31 protein-coding genes are annotated in these 17,014 nt (G+C 64.4%); 21 read left to right on the plus strand and 10 right to left on the minus strand.

Annotated features, from left to right (window positions below):
• Positions 1 to 26: 26 nt before the first annotated feature.
• Positions 27 to 677 carry a transposase gene (locus MKK68_RS12990; RefSeq protein ID WP_244030621.1) on the minus strand — a complete coding sequence of 217 codons (651 nt, stop codon included), beginning with the start codon at positions 675 to 677 and terminating at the stop codon, positions 27 to 29.
• 90 nt (positions 678 to 767) lie between these two features.
• The gene (locus MKK68_RS12995; protein ID WP_147859972.1) at positions 768 to 914 is read right to left on the minus strand and encodes a transmembrane anchored protein; all 147 of its coding nucleotides are present in this window, start codon (positions 912 to 914) and stop codon (positions 768 to 770) included.
• Between the two features lie 176 nt (positions 915 to 1,090).
• Here MKK68_RS12995 and MKK68_RS13000 point away from each other — a divergent pair, with 176 nt between their 5' ends.
• Together MKK68_RS13000 and MKK68_RS13005 are read left to right on the plus strand one after the other, a co-directional pair.
• Complete coding sequence (locus tag MKK68_RS13000; RefSeq protein ID WP_244030623.1) at positions 1,091 to 1,351, plus strand: hypothetical protein; 261 nt, start codon at positions 1,091 to 1,093, stop codon at positions 1,349 to 1,351.
• 6 nt (positions 1,352 to 1,357) lie between these two features.
• The gene (locus MKK68_RS13005) at positions 1,358 to 1,666 is read left to right on the plus strand and encodes a DUF3761 domain-containing protein (RefSeq protein ID WP_244030625.1); all 309 of its coding nucleotides are present in this window, start codon (positions 1,358 to 1,360) and stop codon (positions 1,664 to 1,666) included.
• A gap of 5 nt (positions 1,667 to 1,671) precedes the next feature.
• On the opposite strand, the gene MKK68_RS13010 is transcribed toward MKK68_RS13005, so the two are convergent.
• Positions 1,672 to 2,175, minus strand: a complete 504-nt coding sequence (locus tag MKK68_RS13010) for a hypothetical protein (protein ID WP_244030627.1) — start codon at positions 2,173 to 2,175, stop codon at positions 1,672 to 1,674.
• A 160-nt stretch (positions 2,176 to 2,335) separates the two neighbouring features.
• On the opposite strand from MKK68_RS13010, the gene MKK68_RS13015 reads away from it, so the two are divergent.
• From MKK68_RS13015 to MKK68_RS13025, 3 genes are all read left to right on the plus strand, one after another.
• Complete coding sequence (locus MKK68_RS13015) at positions 2,336 to 2,518, plus strand: hypothetical protein (RefSeq protein WP_244030628.1); 183 nt, start codon at positions 2,336 to 2,338, stop codon at positions 2,516 to 2,518.
• Positions 2,519 to 2,795: 277 nt separating this feature from the next.
• Positions 2,796 to 3,023, plus strand: coding sequence for a hypothetical protein (locus tag MKK68_RS13020; RefSeq protein WP_244030630.1), 228 nt, complete (start codon positions 2,796 to 2,798; stop codon positions 3,021 to 3,023).
• Between the two features lie 302 nt (positions 3,024 to 3,325).
• The gene (locus MKK68_RS13025; RefSeq protein ID WP_244030631.1) at positions 3,326 to 4,573 is read left to right on the plus strand and encodes a glycosyltransferase; all 1,248 of its coding nucleotides are present in this window, start codon (positions 3,326 to 3,328) and stop codon (positions 4,571 to 4,573) included.
• A gap of 69 nt (positions 4,574 to 4,642) precedes the next feature.
• On the opposite strand, the gene MKK68_RS13030 is transcribed toward MKK68_RS13025, so the two are convergent.
• Both MKK68_RS13030 and MKK68_RS13035 read right to left on the minus strand, forming a co-directional pair.
• Positions 4,643 to 5,005, minus strand: a complete 363-nt coding sequence (locus MKK68_RS13030; protein WP_244030633.1) for a hypothetical protein — start codon at positions 5,003 to 5,005, stop codon at positions 4,643 to 4,645.
• Positions 5,006 to 5,082: 77 nt separating this feature from the next.
• On the minus strand, positions 5,083 to 5,868 hold the full coding sequence (locus MKK68_RS13035; protein WP_244030635.1) for a helix-turn-helix domain-containing protein: 786 nt from the start codon (positions 5,866 to 5,868) through the stop codon (positions 5,083 to 5,085).
• A 367-nt stretch (positions 5,869 to 6,235) separates the two neighbouring features.
• On the opposite strand from MKK68_RS13035, the gene MKK68_RS13040 reads away from it, so the two are divergent.
• The 8 genes from MKK68_RS13040 to MKK68_RS13075 all read left to right on the plus strand — a co-directional run bounded on the left by MKK68_RS13040 (position 6,236) and on the right by MKK68_RS13075 (position 9,665).
• Complete coding sequence (locus tag MKK68_RS13040) at positions 6,236 to 6,610, plus strand: type II toxin-antitoxin system RelE/ParE family toxin (RefSeq protein WP_244030636.1); 375 nt, start codon at positions 6,236 to 6,238, stop codon at positions 6,608 to 6,610.
• Complete coding sequence (locus tag MKK68_RS13045; protein ID WP_244030637.1) at positions 6,607 to 7,203, plus strand: helix-turn-helix domain-containing protein; 597 nt, start codon at positions 6,607 to 6,609, stop codon at positions 7,201 to 7,203. The genes MKK68_RS13040 and MKK68_RS13045 overlap by 4 nt, the downstream gene beginning before the upstream one ends.
• Positions 7,204 to 7,292: 89 nt before the next feature.
• Entirely contained in the window at positions 7,293 to 7,592 is a 300-nt protein-coding gene (locus MKK68_RS13050) for an integration host factor subunit beta (protein WP_244030638.1), read from the plus strand.
• A complete protein-coding gene (locus MKK68_RS13055; RefSeq protein WP_244030639.1) occupies positions 7,589 to 7,768 on the plus strand; it encodes a hypothetical protein in 180 nt (59 codons plus the stop codon). The genes MKK68_RS13050 and MKK68_RS13055 overlap by 4 nt, the downstream gene beginning before the upstream one ends.
• Positions 7,765 to 8,067, plus strand: a complete 303-nt coding sequence (locus MKK68_RS13060; protein WP_244030640.1) for a hypothetical protein — start codon at positions 7,765 to 7,767, stop codon at positions 8,065 to 8,067. The genes MKK68_RS13055 and MKK68_RS13060 overlap by 4 nt, the downstream gene beginning before the upstream one ends.
• Positions 8,068 to 8,579: 512 nt before the next feature.
• Positions 8,580 to 8,888: a hypothetical protein gene (locus MKK68_RS13065; RefSeq protein WP_244030643.1), complete on the plus strand. Its 309-nt coding sequence runs from the start codon at positions 8,580 to 8,582 to the stop codon at positions 8,886 to 8,888.
• 222 nt (positions 8,889 to 9,110) lie between these two features.
• A complete protein-coding gene (locus MKK68_RS13070; RefSeq protein WP_244030644.1) occupies positions 9,111 to 9,353 on the plus strand; it encodes a hypothetical protein in 243 nt (80 codons plus the stop codon).
• Positions 9,354 to 9,449: 96 nt separating this feature from the next.
• Complete coding sequence (locus MKK68_RS13075; protein ID WP_244030645.1) at positions 9,450 to 9,665, plus strand: hypothetical protein; 216 nt, start codon at positions 9,450 to 9,452, stop codon at positions 9,663 to 9,665.
• Between the two features lie 219 nt (positions 9,666 to 9,884).
• On the opposite strand, the gene MKK68_RS13080 is transcribed toward MKK68_RS13075, so the two are convergent.
• Positions 9,885 to 10,322, minus strand: a complete 438-nt coding sequence (locus MKK68_RS13080; protein ID WP_244030646.1) for a hypothetical protein — start codon at positions 10,320 to 10,322, stop codon at positions 9,885 to 9,887.
• Between the two features lie 38 nt (positions 10,323 to 10,360).
• Positions 10,361 to 10,618: a helix-turn-helix domain-containing protein gene (locus MKK68_RS13085; RefSeq protein ID WP_244030647.1), complete on the minus strand. Its 258-nt coding sequence runs from the start codon at positions 10,616 to 10,618 to the stop codon at positions 10,361 to 10,363.
• A gap of 106 nt (positions 10,619 to 10,724) precedes the next feature.
• Here MKK68_RS13085 and MKK68_RS13090 point away from each other — a divergent pair, with 106 nt between their 5' ends.
• The 5 genes from MKK68_RS13090 to MKK68_RS13110 all read left to right on the plus strand — a co-directional run bounded on the left by MKK68_RS13090 (position 10,725) and on the right by MKK68_RS13110 (position 12,993).
• Positions 10,725 to 11,048: a hypothetical protein gene (locus tag MKK68_RS13090; RefSeq protein ID WP_244030648.1), complete on the plus strand. Its 324-nt coding sequence runs from the start codon at positions 10,725 to 10,727 to the stop codon at positions 11,046 to 11,048.
• A 9-nt stretch (positions 11,049 to 11,057) separates the two neighbouring features.
• Positions 11,058 to 11,456: a hypothetical protein gene (locus MKK68_RS13095; RefSeq protein ID WP_244030649.1), complete on the plus strand. Its 399-nt coding sequence runs from the start codon at positions 11,058 to 11,060 to the stop codon at positions 11,454 to 11,456.
• A 10-nt stretch (positions 11,457 to 11,466) separates the two neighbouring features.
• Positions 11,467 to 11,877 carry a penicillin-binding protein gene (locus tag MKK68_RS13100; protein WP_244030651.1) on the plus strand — a complete coding sequence of 137 codons (411 nt, stop codon included), beginning with the start codon at positions 11,467 to 11,469 and terminating at the stop codon, positions 11,875 to 11,877.
• 75 nt (positions 11,878 to 11,952) lie between these two features.
• Positions 11,953 to 12,543 (plus strand): hypothetical protein, encoded by a 591-nt coding sequence (locus MKK68_RS13105; protein WP_244030652.1) that lies wholly within the window; start codon positions 11,953 to 11,955, stop codon positions 12,541 to 12,543.
• A gap of 57 nt (positions 12,544 to 12,600) precedes the next feature.
• On the plus strand, positions 12,601 to 12,993 hold the full coding sequence (locus MKK68_RS13110; RefSeq protein ID WP_244030653.1) for a hypothetical protein: 393 nt from the start codon (positions 12,601 to 12,603) through the stop codon (positions 12,991 to 12,993).
• Positions 12,994 to 13,083: 90 nt separating this feature from the next.
• Here MKK68_RS13110 and MKK68_RS13115 read toward each other — a convergent pair whose 3' ends face one another.
• Positions 13,084 to 13,692: a PAS domain-containing protein gene (locus MKK68_RS13115; RefSeq protein ID WP_244030654.1), complete on the minus strand. Its 609-nt coding sequence runs from the start codon at positions 13,690 to 13,692 to the stop codon at positions 13,084 to 13,086.
• Between the two features lie 176 nt (positions 13,693 to 13,868).
• Here MKK68_RS13115 and MKK68_RS13120 point away from each other — a divergent pair, with 176 nt between their 5' ends.
• Complete coding sequence (locus MKK68_RS13120) at positions 13,869 to 14,195, plus strand: hypothetical protein (protein ID WP_244030655.1); 327 nt, start codon at positions 13,869 to 13,871, stop codon at positions 14,193 to 14,195.
• Between the two features lie 258 nt (positions 14,196 to 14,453).
• On the opposite strand, the gene MKK68_RS13125 is transcribed toward MKK68_RS13120, so the two are convergent.
• Positions 14,454 to 14,639, minus strand: a complete 186-nt coding sequence (locus MKK68_RS13125; protein WP_244030656.1) for a ribbon-helix-helix domain-containing protein — start codon at positions 14,637 to 14,639, stop codon at positions 14,454 to 14,456.
• Between the two features lie 163 nt (positions 14,640 to 14,802).
• Positions 14,803 to 15,450 (minus strand): AAA family ATPase, encoded by a 648-nt coding sequence (locus MKK68_RS13130; protein WP_243932044.1) that lies wholly within the window; start codon positions 15,448 to 15,450, stop codon positions 14,803 to 14,805.
• A gap of 263 nt (positions 15,451 to 15,713) precedes the next feature.
• On the opposite strand from MKK68_RS13130, the gene MKK68_RS13135 reads away from it, so the two are divergent.
• Both MKK68_RS13135 and MKK68_RS13140 read left to right on the plus strand, forming a co-directional pair.
• A complete protein-coding gene (locus tag MKK68_RS13135; RefSeq protein ID WP_244030658.1) occupies positions 15,714 to 15,965 on the plus strand; it encodes a hypothetical protein in 252 nt (83 codons plus the stop codon).
• 198 nt (positions 15,966 to 16,163) lie between these two features.
• Positions 16,164 to 17,014: site-specific integrase (locus MKK68_RS13140; RefSeq protein WP_244030659.1), on the plus strand; the 851-nt coding region annotated here is incomplete at its 3' end.

Below are 17,014 nucleotides of genomic sequence, written 5' to 3' on the forward strand. Positions count from 1 at the left end.
AGTAACCGGGGCAGATCACCGGGCGGTCATGCTGTTGCGGCGTTTCTGACAAGGTCCGGCAGGGGCGGGACGGTTGCGCTGTCTGGGATGCCGAGGCGATCGCCGAGGTATCGGAAGAACGAGACGTCGAGCTTGGCGCAGGTCTTCATCAGGCCGAGCATGACGTCGCGGGCGGTGCGGCCGGCCTCGCTCATGGTGCCGCCGGAGATCTTGCGCTTGGTCACGCAGGCGCGAATGTCGTTTTCCGAGCCGTTGGTGTGGAGCGGGATTTCGGGCCGCTCCAGGACGCGCAGAAGCGCGGCCCTGTGCCGGTACAGGCGGGCCAGCAGCCGGTCGAGCATCACCGCGCCGGTGGTGCGTCTGAAGATCCGGTCGAAGCGGGCGCGCAGGGCGCGGGCTCGTTGGGGGCCGGGAGCTTGTTTGGGACACGGGGCGCGGGCCCAGGCCTTCAGGTCGGCGTAGAACCACCAGATCAGGGTGCGGGTGACCGCGATGGCTCTGGCTTGCGCGGCGGTCGTCGGGATCAGCGCGTGGACGAGACGCTCGGCGTGGACCCAGCACAGGGCGTGGGTGCCGACCCGGAACTGACCGGCCCCGTCGGAGACGATCACCGTATCGGGCAATAGCCCGTGATGCCGGATCGCGCCCCAGAGTGCGCCCTCGGTGGCGATCCGCATCGGATCGGGGGTGACGGCCCGCGCATCGAAGCCCAGGGTGGTAGAACGACGGGGCGCGCCGCATCGATGCTGCTCGCCCCGTCGATCAAATTAGCGACCGCCGGAGCGCGAGTCCGACGAGCGATGACCGCAACGAGAACCGTCGCTCGCTTTGTCGCTGTCGTGCTGGCAGCTCTGGGCCAGAGCCGTGCCGGCCGTGAGTAGGGTCAGGGCGATGGCAAGGGTGATTTTCTTCATGGCGGCCTCCCGGCGGCGAGCTGTTGCCGCCATTCTGACATCCTAAGGATGCGTCTCATCCCTATCTGTAGTTTAGATATCACACTGAGGTTATATCCCGATCGGCACCTCTGCGAACGGTAGACCTCGCTTCGACTCCATGCTGATTTCCTGATCAACAAAAAGGAGGAAACACCATGAAGACGACGGTCTTTCTGACTGCTCTATTGCTTTCGACGATAGGGGCGGAAGCACGTGGTGGAGGTGGCCACGGCATGAGCGGTACTGGGTCTAGCAGTAGCAGCCACTCGGTATCCGGCTACACGAGGTCCAACGGCACCTACGTTGCGCCTCATCATTCGACGAACCCGAACGGGACGCAGCTCGACAACTACAGCACCCGCGGCAACGTCAATTCCTACACGGGCGCGACCGGCACCCACGGTGCGGATCACTGACTCTCTATGCTGCGATCTGGAACATGCGCATCTGCAGCTGCCTGGCTTAAGCTGGCAGCTGTAGGATGCATTTTCGCTAGTTCATCATTTGGCGCGGCGGGTCGCGAGCTTAAGGAGCCGGACGAGCAAAGCCTCGACCGTCACGGCCACTACGAGAGCCGTGACGGATCATCCGTTCATCAACCTGCTCGCACCCAAGATGGCTCAAAGCCCGAAGGAGCATCGGCCCGCTGTCGGGATGACACCTGGAGCTTCAGCCACACTCATAGCGGCACATGCTCGCGTCACGGCGGGGTAGCGATCTGGATCAAGTAGCGGCTTTAGCTCTTCAGCCCCTTGTTGCAGGCTGAGTAGTACCCGCCGCCCTTCTCGATCCAGTTCATGCCGCCGTTGCCCGCTCCACCAGCGGTCGCCTTATTCGCCTTGTACTGATCGAGACAGGTGTGCATTCGGCCCTTGCCCGCCGACTCGCTCGCATATTTCGGATCGACCGCTCTCGGAAACACAGCAGGCCCTGTTGCCGTGGATCTCGGGGCAGGAGCCGGTGCCGTCCTCGTCGCTGTGGTAGCAGGCGTCGGAGCGGGTGCCGTTGGAGTAGCCGCCGTTGGCGAGAATGGATTTGCTGCGGGGCTGGTCGCTTTGTCCGGCGGTGCACCGCACTCAGCCTTGCGGAAGTCGTTCCACTTCTGGCCGTTGAGCGTTCCGGCTTGTTTGGCTGCCTGGTACTTCACGGAGCAATCCTTGGTGGATAACGCCAAGGCCGGCGTAGCCAGCATGGTCACACCAAGGGCGAGCGACAGGACCGATAGTTCGAGGCGAGCCATAAGAGGTAGGTCTCCAGACCGAACCAAGCGCGGCCGACAGTGATCCAAGATGGCCCGACTCGACTCGTCCGGCAATCGCTCGGCCTGCTCATTTGCTGTCTCGGCCTGAAGATCACCATGCCGATGTTGTCGAGGTGACCACGCCTCGCTACAGCGCGCCATGGACAAGCTCGACGCCCTTCTGGATCGCCTCAAGGCCCGCCAGCGCGACCTCATCATGGAAGCGGCTCAGTACGACAACATGCCAGCTGACAGTACGTTGAAGCGGATTGCGGAGCTTGAGAACGCTATCGCGGCGGTGGAGGCGGTGGCAGACGAAGAGCGGGGTCGGCGGCAACGATAGAGCCGGAGATGTGAGCGGTTATCCTTCGGCAACCTGTCTCGCGCACCATGTGCCATGCTGCATCAGCAGCCAGCAGATCCGCCCCGATCCGCTGTGGCGGTCCTGCTTGCTCCCCCCCCCAAGTGGGGCCGCCTTCCCTCGTGGTCTACATGCCCAAGCGTACAGCGGCCACACGCTCCTGTGATGCGGGTGACACGGTTCAGTAACCAGATCGCCACATGCCGATCATGGTGCAGCGGTAGACACCTCCGCTCCTGCGATGAACCGGAGCATGTGCATGGTACTCGCCGACCTCGACAAGCGCGCCGAACTGACTGTCTGGCCGTCGGACGGGCCAGCTCATACTGCACGCGGGCAGGCGTTCTCCACACTGCGCGAAGCCCTTGTGGCTGCGGCCGAAAGCATCCAGGCCGACGATGCACAGCCCTGGATTATCACCGAGGACGGCGACATCCTCTCGCCGCGCTGGATCAGAGCAAACGCCGACCCGCAGCGCTTGCAGTAGGCAGAGAAGTAACAGGCCGTAAGCCGGCGCCGGCGGTTCCTGTTCCCCGCATCACCGACCTTCACGCGATCACCCGGCCCGAGGCTTCACGGCTTGGCACAATGCGGTCAATTCGGAATTGCCAAGCAGTCGGTCGCCCGAAACCGAGCTTGCCCTGTCGAGTTGAGGAAGCAGCGCCGTTCGGCGTTTGAGGCTTTTCCTATGCTCTTAATCGCGTCCCTCGCAGCGGGTACCTTCGCGCTCGCCAGTTCCTTCTCGCTCATTGCGATGTGGGTGGAGTAGAGCCTCGGTCCTAAGTTCGCATGCGCGTTCAAATTCTGGCGGTCGGCACTCATGGTGACGTTCTTCCCATGGTGGCGATCGGCGTCGAGCTGGTACGCCGCGGCCATGCGGTGACGCTCGTGGCACCCGCTCCGTTCACAGGTCTCGCCGCGCGGGCGGGGCTTGCGTTCTATCCGCTCTGTACGCAAGCCGAGTACGATCGCCTGCTCGGCACACACGACCTCTGGCGTCCTTGGCGTGGCGCGCAGATCATGTTGGCGGCCGTCGCCGCGATGGCCGAACCGGCCTATCGCTGGATTGCATCCGAGCAGGCAACAGGGGGAGGTGTGGTCGTTACCTCTACCCTGGGCCTTGGCGCTCGTGTGGCACAGGACAAGCTCGCACTGCCCATCGTGATGGTCCACGTGACGCCGTTCCTGATGGAAAGCCGTTACGCGCCGCCACGCCTGCCGGGCCTGCCATTGCCGCGTCTGCTGCCAGCGAGGTTCCGCCATTGGATTGGCCGGGGGGCTGACCGCTACGTGATCGATCCCTCGGCGCTGCCAGGACTGAACGCGTTTCGGACCACCCTCGACCTGCCACCGGTGCGGCGGCTGCGCCACTGGTGGAACCTCGCGCCAACCCTGATCCTGATGTTTCCCCGGTGGTACGCGCCGCCACAGCCCGACTGGCCGACCCACGCCCTCCAGGTCGGCTTTCCGGTAGCTGATCGGTTTGGAGATGCGGCGGAGCTTTCCGAGGATCTGGCCGCCTTTCTGCGATCCGGCTCAGCCCCCCTGGTGTTCACTTACGGCTCGGGGATGCGTCGCGGGCGCCCATTCTTCAAGACCGCGCGAGAGATCTGCGATCGTATGGGCTGCCGCGGCATCCTTCTGGCTCCTCAAGCAGGTCAAGTTCCGCCCGATCTGCCGCCTCACATCATCCACGTTCCCTACGCTCCGCTGGCTGCCCTGCTGCCTCATGCTGCCGCGCTGATCCATCATGGTGGGATCGGCACGGTCGCGCAGGGGCTCGCAGCTGGGATACCGCAGCTCGTGGTCCCCGTAGCATTCGATCATTTCGATGAAGCGCGGCGGCTGATAGAGCTTGGCGTTGGCGCAAGCCTATCGCGGCGACGCTTTAGCCCAGACCGGGGCGCTCGCGCGCTCCATCGTCTTCTCAACAGCCCTAGTGTCTCCGAGGCGTGCACGTCACTTCGCATAAAGAGTGCGGCAAGCGACGGTGTCCGCGATGCCTGTGATGCGATTGAGCGGGTTGGCGGCCTATAGGTCAGCAGACAGTGCCTTACGTTGATATTTCCTGTTTCCGTTGATACGCACCACCCGCTCGCCCAACGATCAGTCCAAAAAGACGCGGACACCATCGGTGTTGAGGATGTTACGTTGGTCGGCACACCAGCGCTCCGGTCCTACCTCATCGATCTCCTTCGAGAGGCGCTTACCTTCCTCGTCGATAGCGGTCTGAGCCCGTTTTTGTCCGAGGCTCTGATTCAAGGCAGGTCGCACGGTACGCGAGAGGCTGTCTGACACCTTGTCATCGATCGTGTGGAATTGGCGGCAGTGAAGGACGATGCCTGCCTGTGCCCCGACGATGCGCACCAAGCCCTCGATCGTTTCGGCCCGCTTCTCATCCTGAGATGAAGCACTGGAGTAGAGGCTGGTCGTCAGGATCATCGCGAGTGGGACGAGCGCGCATTTCATTCCAGTGTTCCTACCCATCGAGGTGCACCGTCAGCATTGCACTGGTTCCACAACGAACGAGCGGATGTCAGGCTCCGCTAGCAGGCTCGCCGTATCAGCATGGCCTTTCCGGCGCTCTCGATCTCCGTCCCTCGGCAGCCCTTTCGCTCTCTCCGACCCTCTGAGTTCACAGAGGAGGAAACAGGAGTATTCGTGCCGCGCACGGATTTACGCCCTCCCCCCTTGGGCATCGCAGCGGGCGCGGTCGATCCAATTTTGGATTGACCTTCCTTCCGCGCTAGCCGCAGCCAGGCCGTCCACTCCCGCGACACGATGCAGACCACGTTGGTGTCGTTGCGGAAGCGGGCGAGGCGCCGTTCCTCGACCGTCACGAGGCCGAGTGTCTTGGCTTGCCGGACCGCATTGCGGACGGTTGCGCGGCTCACACCTGCCAGTGCCGCGACATGATCCAGAGCTAGGCGACAGTCGCCCCGCTTCGCCACCTCGACCGCGACCACGGCTAGCACCGCCTGTTCGGCTAGGGTGAAGCGCGCCGCGAGGCCCGGAGGAAGCCGCCCAGATGCCGCCCAGCGGCGACGGCGGGCCATCGAGGCATCCGTGCGCGGTCGGGAGCCTGCGCGGCTCCTAGGGGCTCCTGTGAGGCCGGAGGCAATGCCGGGGATCTCGGCATTGGATACTGGGGGGGAGTTTCCCCCGGATTGGGGGGAAACCGACCGCGCCTCGATCAGCCCGGACAGCGCCTCAGCCTCAGCCTCAGACAGGTGCCCTTCTCCGAACGCCTTCCACAACGCAGACGCGACGGCAGGCAACGCGGCGCGCGGGGCCGCCTCCGCCTGTCGGCGGATTTCATAGGCATAGTCCATCGTTCACGGTCCCTCACGGGCCGCGGTCCAGGGTCCAGGCACGACTTATCGGCGCGAGAATTGGCGTTCCCGCTTGACTCCCGAGGGGAGCGTATGGCTTGTGGGGGGCTGACACCGGCCACCACAGGCCACTTCGATTTCGCGGCCCTCCTGTTTGGCGACAGGGGGGCCGTAGTCGTTTCAGGGTCTATCTCGCGGCGATCATCTCCTGATGCTCCCGACGACTCGCACGGGTGCGTAGGTCTCGGGGCCGCCCATGTCGGCTGGGGCGCACCGCCAAGTCAACGTAGTTGCTACCCGCGACGCGACGCCATCTCCAAAAAATATGGCCTTGAAACCATATTGGTCGTAAGGCATTCTTCAGTCGATGCCGTTCACGGTCGCCCTGCATGACGACTTCGAGCCCGAGTTCCGGGGGCTCCCGGTGCCGATCCAGAATGAGCTTCTGGCCCGGCTCCGGCTGCTTGCCGAATTCGGTCCCGATCTCGGCCGGCCGAACGTGGACAGGCTGCAAACATCGCAGTTTCAGAACATGAAGGAGTTACGTTTTCGACTCGATGGTTTGTGGCGGTTTGCCTTCGCGTTCGACCCCCAACGCCAAGCGATCGTCCTGTGCGGCGGGGATAAGGAGGGGGCGAACCAATCGAAGTGGTACGAGCAACTTATTCGGACCGCCGACGAACGGTTCGCAGCGCATCTTAAGAGTCTCAACCCCGTGAGGAGGTCGAGTAGGAAGCCATGAAGACGCTTGACCAGATCCTAGAAGCCCTCCCAGAGGAGCGCCGCGACCAGATCGCGGCCCGCTCCGACGAGCTTATCCTTGAGGAGTACGCACTGCGGCGGATGCGCAAGGCCAGGAAGCTGACCCAAGAGCGCATGGCCGAACTTCTCGGCGTCCGACAGGACAGCATTTCGCGCCTTGAGCGCCGCAGCGATCTGCTGCTCTCAACGCTTCGAAGCTACATTGAGGCCATGGGCGGCTCTTTGCAGCTCACGGTCAAATTCGAGGACGAGCAGCCCGTCACGGTGGCCTCGCTCCAAGAGGTCGAGGAACAGTCGTCGATCAGTCATTTCGACTACACCCATCCGGGATGGGCGCTTCCGTCGTTGATTGATTGGTCTCACACTGACGTTACAGCAACGGCCAACTCGAATACCGAGCAGCGTGTTTGTATGTATGCGTTCCATGCTACGTGCCCGTCGAGAATGCCGATCGACCCGCAAGCGGCTTTCGGGCCCGTGCTCATCTATCGGTACGACCCTCCGCGTCAGTGCCATAAGCACGCCTGGAGCGAGTCTGAGGCGCAGTGTGAGCCTGCGGATCACTGTCGGTAGCCAGCACTCGGCTGGCAGGCCCAGCTAAGTCATCGCTACCGGGCTCAAGAAGGCTTGCTACGCGGCGCCGGCAGCCTCATCCCGGCACCATGATCCGGTCCGACCTCGTTCTGCGCCTCGCTGCCCAAAACCCGCATCTCCGCGAGCGGGACTGCGAGAAGCTGGTCGGCGCCATCCTCGACCGCATTGCAGACGCGCTGGTAGCGGGCGATCGTGTGGAAATCCGTGGGTTCGGATCGTTCACGGTGAAGGAGCAGCGTGCCCGGCTGGGGCGCAATCCGAGGAACGGAGTGCCGGTCGCGGTGCCAGCCAAGACCGTGCTCGCCTTCAAGGCCGGCAAGGAGATGCGGGGCCGAGTGAACCCGAAGGCGCGGGCGACGACGCCGTGAGCGACGATCCCTTCCACGAAGCCGTCGAAGCCCTTCGCGCGATCGGCCTGTACGTCGAGCCAACTGGCGACGACCTGAGCCTGTGGCTCGTGAATGGCGAGGAGATGACCGACACGGGTCTGATGAAACTTGCCGCGCTGCTGGGCCTTGTACCCGGCTCGGCGATTATCCAGTGACAGGCGTCCCAAGACACCTCCGCAACCCACGTCGCTGGTACGACGCCGACGGCATCGAGCAGCCGCCAGCCACGATCGCCAACAGCAAGGCGAATGGCGCGCGCGGGTTGCTGGTGTTCTGCGAGTGCGGGCACAGCGGCGCGATGCCGTTCGACGGCTTGCCCGACGACCTCCCTGTGCCGGATGTCGCGCTGCGGCTGGTGTGCTCGGCCTGCGGGCGGAAAGACCGGATCAGCACCCGGCCCGACTTCACGAAGGCGTTTACGGGGTCGCTGCCGAAGCTACGGGCGGTGGAGTAGCGCCGCTCTCGGGGCGGAGGATCACGGCTGATCGGGCTTGGCGGGCTTCTTGCGCTCGCGGGAAGGCAGAAGCTGCACAGGGCTTGTCGAGAGGCAGGATGCACAATCTACGCAGGGCAACCTTATGGGCGGTCTTCGCCGGCATCCTCTGGATGGGCCTAAAAGCTATAGAGGCGCTAAACGCGTGCATCACAGCCAAAGGTATCGGTTCGGCTTGCAGAAGAGCCGGTGAAAATCAAGTGTTCCTGTTGCTCCTAGTCGTAGTCTGTGCTGTCTGTGTTCCCTTGGCGTACCTTCATGTGACGAAGCTATTCGAGGATTGAGACCTGAGCCCAGGGCCGGTGCCGGTGAGACGAAGGCCCCTCATCGAGAGTGGCCGAAGACCGCGTTGCACTGCCAGTCCCAGCCCCCTTATCCCCGCCGACCCACCTCCGGCGAGACCCATGGCATTATCTGCACCGATCCGACCCACGCCCTCCGACGTTCAGGCGTGGCGTGATGCGCTTGAGGCCATGAAGCCCACGGTGCCGCCTTGTCCGGGCCTCTTGGCTCAGCGCTGGCAGGAGATGCGCGATGCGGCAATCGACTTCCTCGACCGGTTCGGTGAGGACGCCATCGCCCTCGGTTGGACGGCCACCGACCTGTTCGGCGTTCACCCGACCGTCGGCGTGGTCCGTGTCGACTACTGCGGCGCCCTGATGATCAACGCCCGCCGCGTCGAGGCGATCGGCGACACCTGGATCCGATATGGGAACCAGACCTTCCGGCGGGACCGTCTGAGGCATCCCGTCGGTGTTCCGGTCTGGGAAGTCGGGCGGTAGGCGGCGCGCACCAAAAAGCCCGCCCGTATCATCGGGTAGCGCACGGGCTTTTAAGCCACCACTGCCAAGTTTGTGGTAACTAAAACGCGGCTCTCCACCCCAGAGCCACCTAGTGAACTGAACCTTGGCGCGTCCTTACCCGGCGCGCTTTTTTCGTTGGTGCGAAACTAGGCCGAACCTTCAGCCGTAGAAGCCGTAAATGGCATGCGCACAGGGCCCAGATTGGCAAAACCTCATTACATCGTCCGACGCAGCCGGTCCGGCCGGTTCAACTTTATTTTGATCACCGAAGCAGGGCGCTTCAAGGGGTACGTCAATACCGACCTTGACGGCCAATCCAGGGCCGAGATTGAGCGGCAAGCTCTCGATAAAATCGGTGCTCTCGCCGAGAGCTTCGCCGAGGCCACCGGCCTGACACTGAAGGCGGGAACTGAGCTACATCATTCTGAGGCGGAGCCATCCTGACAACCACAGGACCTCAACACTTCAAGGTGATATTGCTGCATCATACCACGAAGAAGCCTAGGGCGGATTTCGTCGGCTAAGCTGGATGAGAGTGGGATGGAAACGCAGGTTTGGTTCGAGAAATGGTGCCGTGTCGAGCGGGACTCTTTGGCAGCCATTCTAGCTCGGATGGAGAAAGGTGAAATGCGGACATACGCTACCGATCCACGCGGCGAATTGCTCGATGTGTCTTTGGAAATGATGGCTCGCCATCGATCGTCAGTCGTAGAACTCGACGGTATCATCGCCAAGATCAACGTCGACAACCGGTAGAAACGAAAAAGCTCGCAGCACCGAGTGCTGGCCGGGCTGATCTGACGAATTCTCCGCGAGCGAAGCCGAGAGAGGCAGGCCCGTCCCCCGATCTGATCACGGGGCGACGGGTGCTTCGTTCATCTCACCAGCGAGCCAGTCCTAAGCCTGGCTTGCGGGAAATATGGCTGCGATCGGTTACGCATCCGTCAACGACATCCCGCTCGCTGATTGTCGCGGCTAGGGTCTCACGCCGCCCTTTGTAGGCCGGTCCGGCGAGCATCCGGCTAAGCGCCATGCGCTATCGGGAAGAAGCTCATTCTGGTCCCGAGAGCGGAACGCATCCCAATAATAGAACCCGGCTGTCAGTTCTGGGGTGACGATAAACGGCGCCGATCCCTTCTCCTTGGACGGCGCGAAGTCCGGTCCAAATTCCATCATGACGCTGCTCGGAGCGTCTTTCCCGGTCACGACGAGATAGGTGCGAGCCAACCCGTTCGAGTAGGTAAGCGTGAAGGGGTAGACGGCTCGCGCCTTGCCCTTGGAGAGGATTAGGAAGCCGCCATCCTGTCCTGCGAACCGAAGTTCATGGGTTGTCGTCGTAGTGCCGCGATAGACGCCGGAGCCGTTCGGGCATTCGAGCGCAGACGAAGGAGTGCCGGCGATCGCAGCAGCCACAAAGATGCTCGCTGCCGAGACCCGCGTTGCTATCCTGCTCATGCTTTCTCGGACTGCTCTAATGGCGCGTCGTAGCAAACGCATTCCCGAGTTCCATCGCTCGTGAAGGTGACGCCAGCCGTCGCGAACGCGATCCTGATTTTCTCGATGTTGGCGCCGGAGCTGCGCAACGGTCCGAACGCCGGGTTTTCCATCCGCTGGATCGTCGGAAGAGAGAGCCCCGATTTCGCGGATAGATCAGCCTGTGACCAGCCAACCAAATCGCGCCCTGCCTTGACCATGCCGGCCGATTTCATGTTCTACGCATCTTTCGTTATGTGTGACGCTTGACGCCTCAGACTTGATCCGTTATGTTTAGCGCATGACGGGTTCGGTGTGAACCCTAACTACTTGGGGTTCCCGATGCGCTACGCCAACCTCATCCCCGCCTCGCACATCGCCCGCAGCGCCGACGCCCGCCTGACCGCCGACGCCCGCCGCGCCGTCATCACCGCGAAGGCCGCCATCGTTGCCGCCACCGAGAGCGCCAAGCGCTTCGCCCGCACCGTCGCCCCCCTGGTCAACCGTGACAGCACCTTCGACCGCTCCGCCATCATGCGCGCTGCGATCCGTTCGGCTCAGGCCCGCATGGAAGTGACCGGCGACGCCTGGGGCGTGTGCATGTCCTACGCCCTCAAGGGCGCCTGGGCCGCCGCCAAGTCCTCCCGCGCCTACCGCGCGCACTGAGGGGCCACCATGCTCGCCACCGCTCACGCCACCGTCGCGCCTGCCATGTCGGCCGAGCCTGTGTTCGCTGCGATCGAGACGCACCGCGAAGCGCTCCACGTCTACGAGGCCGAGGTCTACTACCAGAAGCGGAAGCGGAAAGGCCGGTGGGTCGCGAAGGAGGAATTCCGCGAGGCGGCCGACATCTACGACACGATCACGTCCAGGCTCGCCCTCAGCCCCATCGAAACGCTCGCCGGCCTGCGTGCGCTCACGGCCTATCTCGCCAGCCTGAACGCCTATGGGCAGGTGGCGGGGAACGCCTGCCTCTACGCGATCGAGGTCTGGCACCTGTCGGACGCGATGACGACGATCGCCGAAGCGATGGCCCGGCTGCTGCCGGCCGACGCTCCGACCTCGACGCACTGAGGCCGGACCGATGGCTGATCTCTCCCGCCGCACCATCCTCGGCACCTTACTCGTCGTCGTTACTTCGCGGATGCCCGCCCTCGCCTCTAACGGCGTGCTGCCGGCGATCCGGTGGGCCGAGACCGCCGACGCCGCCTACCTCGCCTCAGGGCGTGTCGCGGCCGACCTAGCTGCCGCTGGCCTGCCGATGCCGGCCGGATGGTGTGCCTACCGCACGTCCCTGGCTCGCGTGCGCCGGCTGGCCCGCCTCGACCTCTACGCCCTGACCCCGACGACGCCGGAGTCTGCCGCCGCCCTGGCTGCCTACCACACTGCTCGCGGCGAACGTGCCGGTAGCACCGGGGCTCGACGTGCCGCCCGCCGCCGGCTCCGCAAGGTGTTCGCCCGGCCGGGTGCCGTGCTCCCGCCTCGTCCTACCTGAACGCCCGAACGCCCGAACGCCCGAAAGTCAGCTTTCCTTAATCTCTGAAACGACGAGCCCCTTGGAGCCCGAACGATGCCGCACGCTCGTACCATCACGCTCGACACCGCCGCAGACCCGATCCACGTGGCGATCCAGCGCCATTGCGCCGCGATCCTCGCCTACCTCGATGCGCCCTCGCTCATCACGAACGACGACCTCGACGCCGCGACCGATGCCCTGGTCGCAACGCCCTGCGCGTCCCGGTTCGGCGCGCTTGCTCTGCTCAAGCACCTGAATGGCTGGCTCAATGCCGCAGCCGACTTCGCCGATGAGCACCAGCCCGCCTACAGTCTCGCGAAGGCCCGCGCCGCCGACCTGACGCTGTTCCTCGGCACGAACCTGCCGCCGATCTCGATCCCCTATGCCTTCCCGTCCGGGCGGCTTCCGGCGGTTCCGCCCCGCGCGCTGCTAGCGATCGACCGCTACAGCCAGTCCGCCCCGGCAGCCCTGCCGAACGAACCTCTGCCCGGCGAGATCGAGCCCTGGCAGGCCGTTGCTGCGGTTCGGCCCGACACCGCGTTCGTCCGCGCCCGCCGCTTCATGGATGCCGGCGCCGAACTGCTGGCCGCTCTCATGATCATTGGCGGTGGCTGCGTCCTGACGGGCTTCGTCTCACTACTCTGAAATCCCGAACCGCCGACACGCGGAACTCCTGAAACCCCGAAACAGCGAGAGCCTGACATGCGCAATCCCTTCAAACGATCCCCGAATGTCGATCCGAAGACGGTCCTGCGCGAGCGGATCGCCGGCATCAAGGCCAAGGCTGTGATCGAGGAGGCTGCGCAAGCCGCTCTCGACACCGCCGATAGCCTGCTCGCCATCCTCGACCGTATGGACGGAGACACCGATGCTGAAGACGGGGCGGACGCGGAACCTGCCCTCGCCGCTCCCGAGAACCATCACGGTAGCCAGGTCGTGTGGCTGCGCGGGAACGACGGGGACCGCGAGGCGGAGGCGCCCGAGCTTGTCGTGCCAGATGTGTCCGCCGCGCTTGCGGCGCTCCCTTGGGACGGCAGGGGCAACGTGATCGCAGTGGCCGGTGCCGTGCTGCTCGACATGGTGGCGGGGCGGTGACGCCGATCCCTTCCCAGCAAAACGGCATTGACGCCGCCGCCTGCGGATCGGCTTGCACGAAGGCAACATCCGATCCATCGAGATCCGGGATCAGTTCATATGCTTGCGGCGCTCCCGGACTTCCTGACGAGCCAATCGACGCCCCAACTCCACCAGCAGGGTGTCCGCGAACACCTTCAAATCCGGGTCCTGTAGATCGACGATCGCCTTCTGCGCTGCAATGGCATGGTCGGCCGCACGGTCCAGCGGCGAGGCCTCGGTCCGGCTATCACCGCCACCGAATGTGCCCTCGCTCATCCGCATCTGCGTAATGTCGATAAAAATGCCTGACCCGCCTTGCGGCTGGCCGCGGTGGTCCCCGGTGAAGCGACCGCGCGCGAGCACCCAGCGCGTTCGGCCATCGACTGAAATCACGCGATACTCGGTTAAATAGGCGCTGCTCGCGCTGGCACTGCTTCGGATCAACTCCAGCACCCGCTGCCGATCATCTGAGTGGATAGCATCGATGTAGCGCGAGAGCGGTAGCCCCTCCTCGGCCTCTTCCGGGTCGACGTTAAAGAGCAGCGCCACGAAGGCATCAACGCGAGCCAAGTCGGTTGTGGCGTCCCACTCCCACCGCCCGACCACATCAAGGGCGTCCAGCGCCGACTGGAAAGCTGCCGGACAGGTCCGGCCGCCGGAAGTTTTGTTCTTCGGCATCGGAATAGTCCCCCATTCAGCCCGGAGGCGGGTTCTTGTACCGACTCGCCTAACACAACTTCAAGAAAATTCGAAACGCTTGATTACAACTGTGGCGTGCCTGAAATGCCGTTTCGGGGCGAAATTGTATTAGGAATGCGCTAAGGGGTGCTCCGTGCGCCCACACGGGAAAAGTCATGGGATCGAAGACGCCACCCCCCGGCAAGCCGCCGCAAGCCTGCCCGCACGAGGATGATGCCGGCAGGCTTCCCCTGTCGGCGGGTCATGCGATCAAGATCAAAGCGCTGCAACGTATCGCCGACGCGCTCCAGGTGCCCCCGGCCGTTCTGTATCAGCCGCAGAACGCGATCCAGGCAGCACCCATGCCTGTGGAGCAGATGGAGGGTGATGACAGCCGCGAGGGCGATTGTGCGACGCTGATCCACGCGTTCCTTCGCATCTCCGATCCTGAGGAACGTCGTCGGATCTTATCCCTTGTGCAGGCGTCGGCCGAGCGAGCCTGAGATTGAGACGCATTAACGCCAGGGGTTGCGGCAGCGGTGGCCGCCTGCTCCACTTCACCCGCCGCTGGCTGGCCTGCCATGCCGAGATTTCCGCGCTACTCGGCGAGTCCGAGCGGGGCGACGTGGCCGAGGCTCGGGCCATCCTCGCGGGGGGCCGAATGCAGGAAGCACCGATTTCCTGAAACGCGGAAAACCCGCCTTCGGGTATTGAGGAAAGCACGATCAGGGGTTGGCCCGATCGAGGCCGCCCTTCGTCGTTCAGTCCGCACCCTCAGTGCCACGCTCGCCGGTCCGGCGCTGCACGATAGGCGGCTGCTTGTGTTTCAGCAGGTGGTCGTTGAGGGCATCGACCATCAGCGCCTCAAGGCTGACCTCGCGATCAGCAGCGAGGTCGCGCAGCGCCTTCCAACCCTGCTTGTTGATCCGCGCCTGCACGGTCTTCACGTCGCCCGGTGCGCGTCGGGGGGTTGGAGACTTCGGGCTCGGTGCTCCCTTTGGGGGCTCGGCCGGCGCCTGAGTGGTCTCAGGCTCAGGAGCCGTGACGGCCTTGGGCACCGCCATGCTGGCGAGCGATCCTCTGCGGACGGGTGTCGTCATGGGTCGTCCCTCAATCCTTACGGGGGAATGCTTTGGCGAGCGCCGTTACGGCCGACCACATCGCGGAGACCTCGGCCGCGGCTCGGCCATCCGGCTCGTACTCGTTCACGCTCTGCCCGGTGATGAGGGCATGCGAGAAGCTAGCGCGTTGGGACACCTGACCGGGCAGCACCGGGGCGCCCATGCTGGTGAGCACGGCGCGCGCCTCGGCGACGATTGAGGTCTCGTTCTCGCGCGTGATCGGCGGAGCTGCGTTGATGATGCAGGCGATCGGCGCCTTGAGGCTCCGTGCCATGGCGAGGGTCGCACCGGCCGCTCTCAGATCAAAAGGGCCTGGCCGGACCGGAACGACGGTCACGCTGGCGCGGGACATGAGCGAGGCCATGAGCGGCGCATTGTGCGGGGCGCTGTCGATGATGACCCATTCGACATCCTCGGCCAGTGCAGCGTCGAGAACGTCGCCGATGCTGTCCGCGTCTGCCTCAACCAGTAGCGGGCTCGCTGTCTCGCGGCTTTGATACCAGCCGGACAGTGAGCCCTGCGGATCGGCGTCCACCAGAAGCGTCTTACCCTGACGGTCGGCAAGCGACCCGAAGTGAGCGCAGAGCGTGCTTTTGCCGGCGCCACCCTTCTGCGTCGCGACGAGGATGACATGCATGGGCGCGGAGTCCGGCGGTTCAGGCGTTCGGGCACTCTGCGGTTCCGTGGTTAAGGGATCGCTGATGCGCTGAAGCTCCGAAACCACGGAAGCCCGGTCTCACGCAACCCGGAATGATCGAACCGTTGAAGCACCGCGTTCGCGCTTTCAGAGTTTCAGGAAACGCGGCTTTCAGGTTGCACAACGTGCAATATCGCTGTAGCTTTCGATAAGCGTCATTCTCGAAAGTTTAAGATGGGCGCAGTTGCAAGATGGGTGAAGAAATGAAGCCTGAGCTATCTTCCCCTGCCGACGTGTTTGCGCCTCTCCGTGACGCCGCCTCGGCCATTGCGCGGAACTTCGGGCTCGCCGCCGACGTGCAGCAGATTTCGCCGGAGCACTGGCAGCGCGTGCTTGCGGCTGTCGAAGACCGCATGCGGATGCGCGGGATCGAGATGCCAGAAGACTGGCGCGATGAACTGGCCGACCAGATGGGCCGCCTCGACGGCGCTGCCACAACGGGACCGGAAAGCTGATCCGACGACTGTGACGGGCGCTCGGCGGCATGAACGCGGGAGCGCTCGGCGCGGGGAGGGGTTGTGATGCCGAGGTCTGAGCGTTTCCCCGTAAGCCGCCAAGCTGGCGACACACGCAAGGCGGCCGGAGCAAGTCGCCAAGTTGGCGACATGGATGCAGATGCCAGCTTGGCGCCTGCATCGGACGTAGCCGCCAACGTGGCGACGACGTTGCATGGCGGTCTCGCCAACCTGGCGACTCCTGGCAGCCTACCCGCCGAAGCCGCCGCGATCGTCCAGGCGTATCAGCGGGCGAGCAAGGCTGACGCGACGGTGCGGGCCTACACGGGCGACGCCCGCGTGTTTCAGGACTGGTGCGCTCAGTATGGGTTCCGGTCCCTGCCGGCGACGCCCGAGGCCGTGGCGGGGTTCCTCGTCCACGAGGCGGAGGCGGGGCGGTCCGCATCCACGATCGGCCGGCGCTGCGCCGCGATCCGATATGCACACAAGCTCACCGGCCTGCCTGACCCGACCGACGACGAGGGCGTGCGCGCCGCGTCCAAGGGCATCCGGCGGCGGATCGGCACGGCCCCCATCCAGAAGGCCGCCGCCACCGCCGACATCATGGCCGCGATCCTGATGCGGACGCCCGATACTCTCACAGGCAAGCGCGATCGGGCGTTGCTGGCGCTCGGGTTCGCAGGTGCCTTCCGCCGGTCCGAACTGGTCGCCCTCAACGTGGCCGATCTCCGCGACCATCCCGAGGGTCTGCGCGTCATGGTCCGGCGGTCGAAGGTCGATCAGGAAGGGCAGGGGTTCGAGAAAGCGATACCGCATGGCCGCTTCATCCGGCCGGTTGCCCTGGTGCGGGAATGGCTCGAAGCTGCCGGGATCACGGATGGGCCCCTGTTCCGGCCAGTCTCGCGGTCAGGAAACGTGCGCCGTAGGGGTTCGGCGGAGGACGTGGGAACCGAACTTTCTGAGCCGCGCCTGACCACCCAGGCCGTCGCCAACATCGTGAAGCGGTACTGCACGGCCGCTGGACTCGATGCCTCGACGTTCGGGGCGCA

This window comes from Methylobacterium sp. E-016 (assembly GCF_022829745.1).
GTDB lineage: Bacteria > Pseudomonadota > Alphaproteobacteria > Rhizobiales > Beijerinckiaceae > Methylobacterium.

Bases quoted from the DNA above. Each gene is read 5' to 3' on its own strand.
- MKK68_RS13115 (WP_244030654.1), bottom strand. From the start codon at position 13,692: ATGCCGAAGAACAAAACTTCCGGCGGCCGGACCTGTCCGGCAGCTTTC.
- MKK68_RS13085 (WP_244030647.1), bottom strand. From the start codon at position 10,618: ATGAAATCGGCCGGCATGGTCAAGGCAGGGCGCGATTTGGTTGGCTGG.
- MKK68_RS12990 (WP_244030621.1), bottom strand. From the start codon at position 677: ATGCGGATCGCCACCGAGGGCGCACTCTGGGGCGCGATCCGGCATCAC.
- MKK68_RS13095 (WP_244030649.1), top strand. From the start codon at position 11,058: ATGCTCGCCACCGCTCACGCCACCGTCGCGCCTGCCATGTCGGCCGAG.
- MKK68_RS13090 (WP_244030648.1), top strand. From the start codon at position 10,725: ATGCGCTACGCCAACCTCATCCCCGCCTCGCACATCGCCCGCAGCGCC.
- MKK68_RS13110 (WP_244030653.1), top strand. From the start codon at position 12,601: ATGCGCAATCCCTTCAAACGATCCCCGAATGTCGATCCGAAGACGGTC.
- MKK68_RS13075 (WP_244030645.1), top strand. From the start codon at position 9,450: ATGGAAACGCAGGTTTGGTTCGAGAAATGGTGCCGTGTCGAGCGGGAC.
- MKK68_RS13050 (WP_244030638.1), top strand. From the start codon at position 7,293: ATGATCCGGTCCGACCTCGTTCTGCGCCTCGCTGCCCAAAACCCGCAT.
- MKK68_RS13120 (WP_244030655.1), top strand. From the start codon at position 13,869: ATGGGATCGAAGACGCCACCCCCCGGCAAGCCGCCGCAAGCCTGCCCG.
- MKK68_RS13025 (WP_244030631.1), top strand. From the start codon at position 3,326: ATGCGCGTTCAAATTCTGGCGGTCGGCACTCATGGTGACGTTCTTCCC.
- MKK68_RS13100 (WP_244030651.1), top strand. From the start codon at position 11,467: ATGGCTGATCTCTCCCGCCGCACCATCCTCGGCACCTTACTCGTCGTC.
- MKK68_RS13130 (WP_243932044.1), bottom strand. From the start codon at position 15,450: ATGCATGTCATCCTCGTCGCGACGCAGAAGGGTGGCGCCGGCAAAAGC.
- MKK68_RS13065 (WP_244030643.1), top strand. From the start codon at position 8,580: ATGAAGCCCACGGTGCCGCCTTGTCCGGGCCTCTTGGCTCAGCGCTGG.
- MKK68_RS13005 (WP_244030625.1), top strand. From the start codon at position 1,358: ATGCTGCGATCTGGAACATGCGCATCTGCAGCTGCCTGGCTTAAGCTG.
- MKK68_RS13030 (WP_244030633.1), bottom strand. From the start codon at position 5,005: ATGAAATGCGCGCTCGTCCCACTCGCGATGATCCTGACGACCAGCCTC.
- MKK68_RS13035 (WP_244030635.1), bottom strand. From the start codon at position 5,868: ATGGACTATGCCTATGAAATCCGCCGACAGGCGGAGGCGGCCCCGCGC.
- MKK68_RS13020 (WP_244030630.1), top strand. From the start codon at position 2,796: ATGGTACTCGCCGACCTCGACAAGCGCGCCGAACTGACTGTCTGGCCG.
- MKK68_RS13135 (WP_244030658.1), top strand. From the start codon at position 15,714: ATGAAGCCTGAGCTATCTTCCCCTGCCGACGTGTTTGCGCCTCTCCGT.
- MKK68_RS13010 (WP_244030627.1), bottom strand. From the start codon at position 2,175: ATGGCTCGCCTCGAACTATCGGTCCTGTCGCTCGCCCTTGGTGTGACC.
- MKK68_RS13015 (WP_244030628.1), top strand. From the start codon at position 2,336: ATGGACAAGCTCGACGCCCTTCTGGATCGCCTCAAGGCCCGCCAGCGC.
- MKK68_RS13000 (WP_244030623.1), top strand. From the start codon at position 1,091: ATGAAGACGACGGTCTTTCTGACTGCTCTATTGCTTTCGACGATAGGG.
- MKK68_RS13045 (WP_244030637.1), top strand. From the start codon at position 6,607: ATGAAGACGCTTGACCAGATCCTAGAAGCCCTCCCAGAGGAGCGCCGC.
- MKK68_RS13040 (WP_244030636.1), top strand. From the start codon at position 6,236: ATGCCGTTCACGGTCGCCCTGCATGACGACTTCGAGCCCGAGTTCCGG.
- MKK68_RS12995 (WP_147859972.1), bottom strand. From the start codon at position 914: ATGAAGAAAATCACCCTTGCCATCGCCCTGACCCTACTCACGGCCGGC.
- MKK68_RS13105 (WP_244030652.1), top strand. From the start codon at position 11,953: ATGCCGCACGCTCGTACCATCACGCTCGACACCGCCGCAGACCCGATC.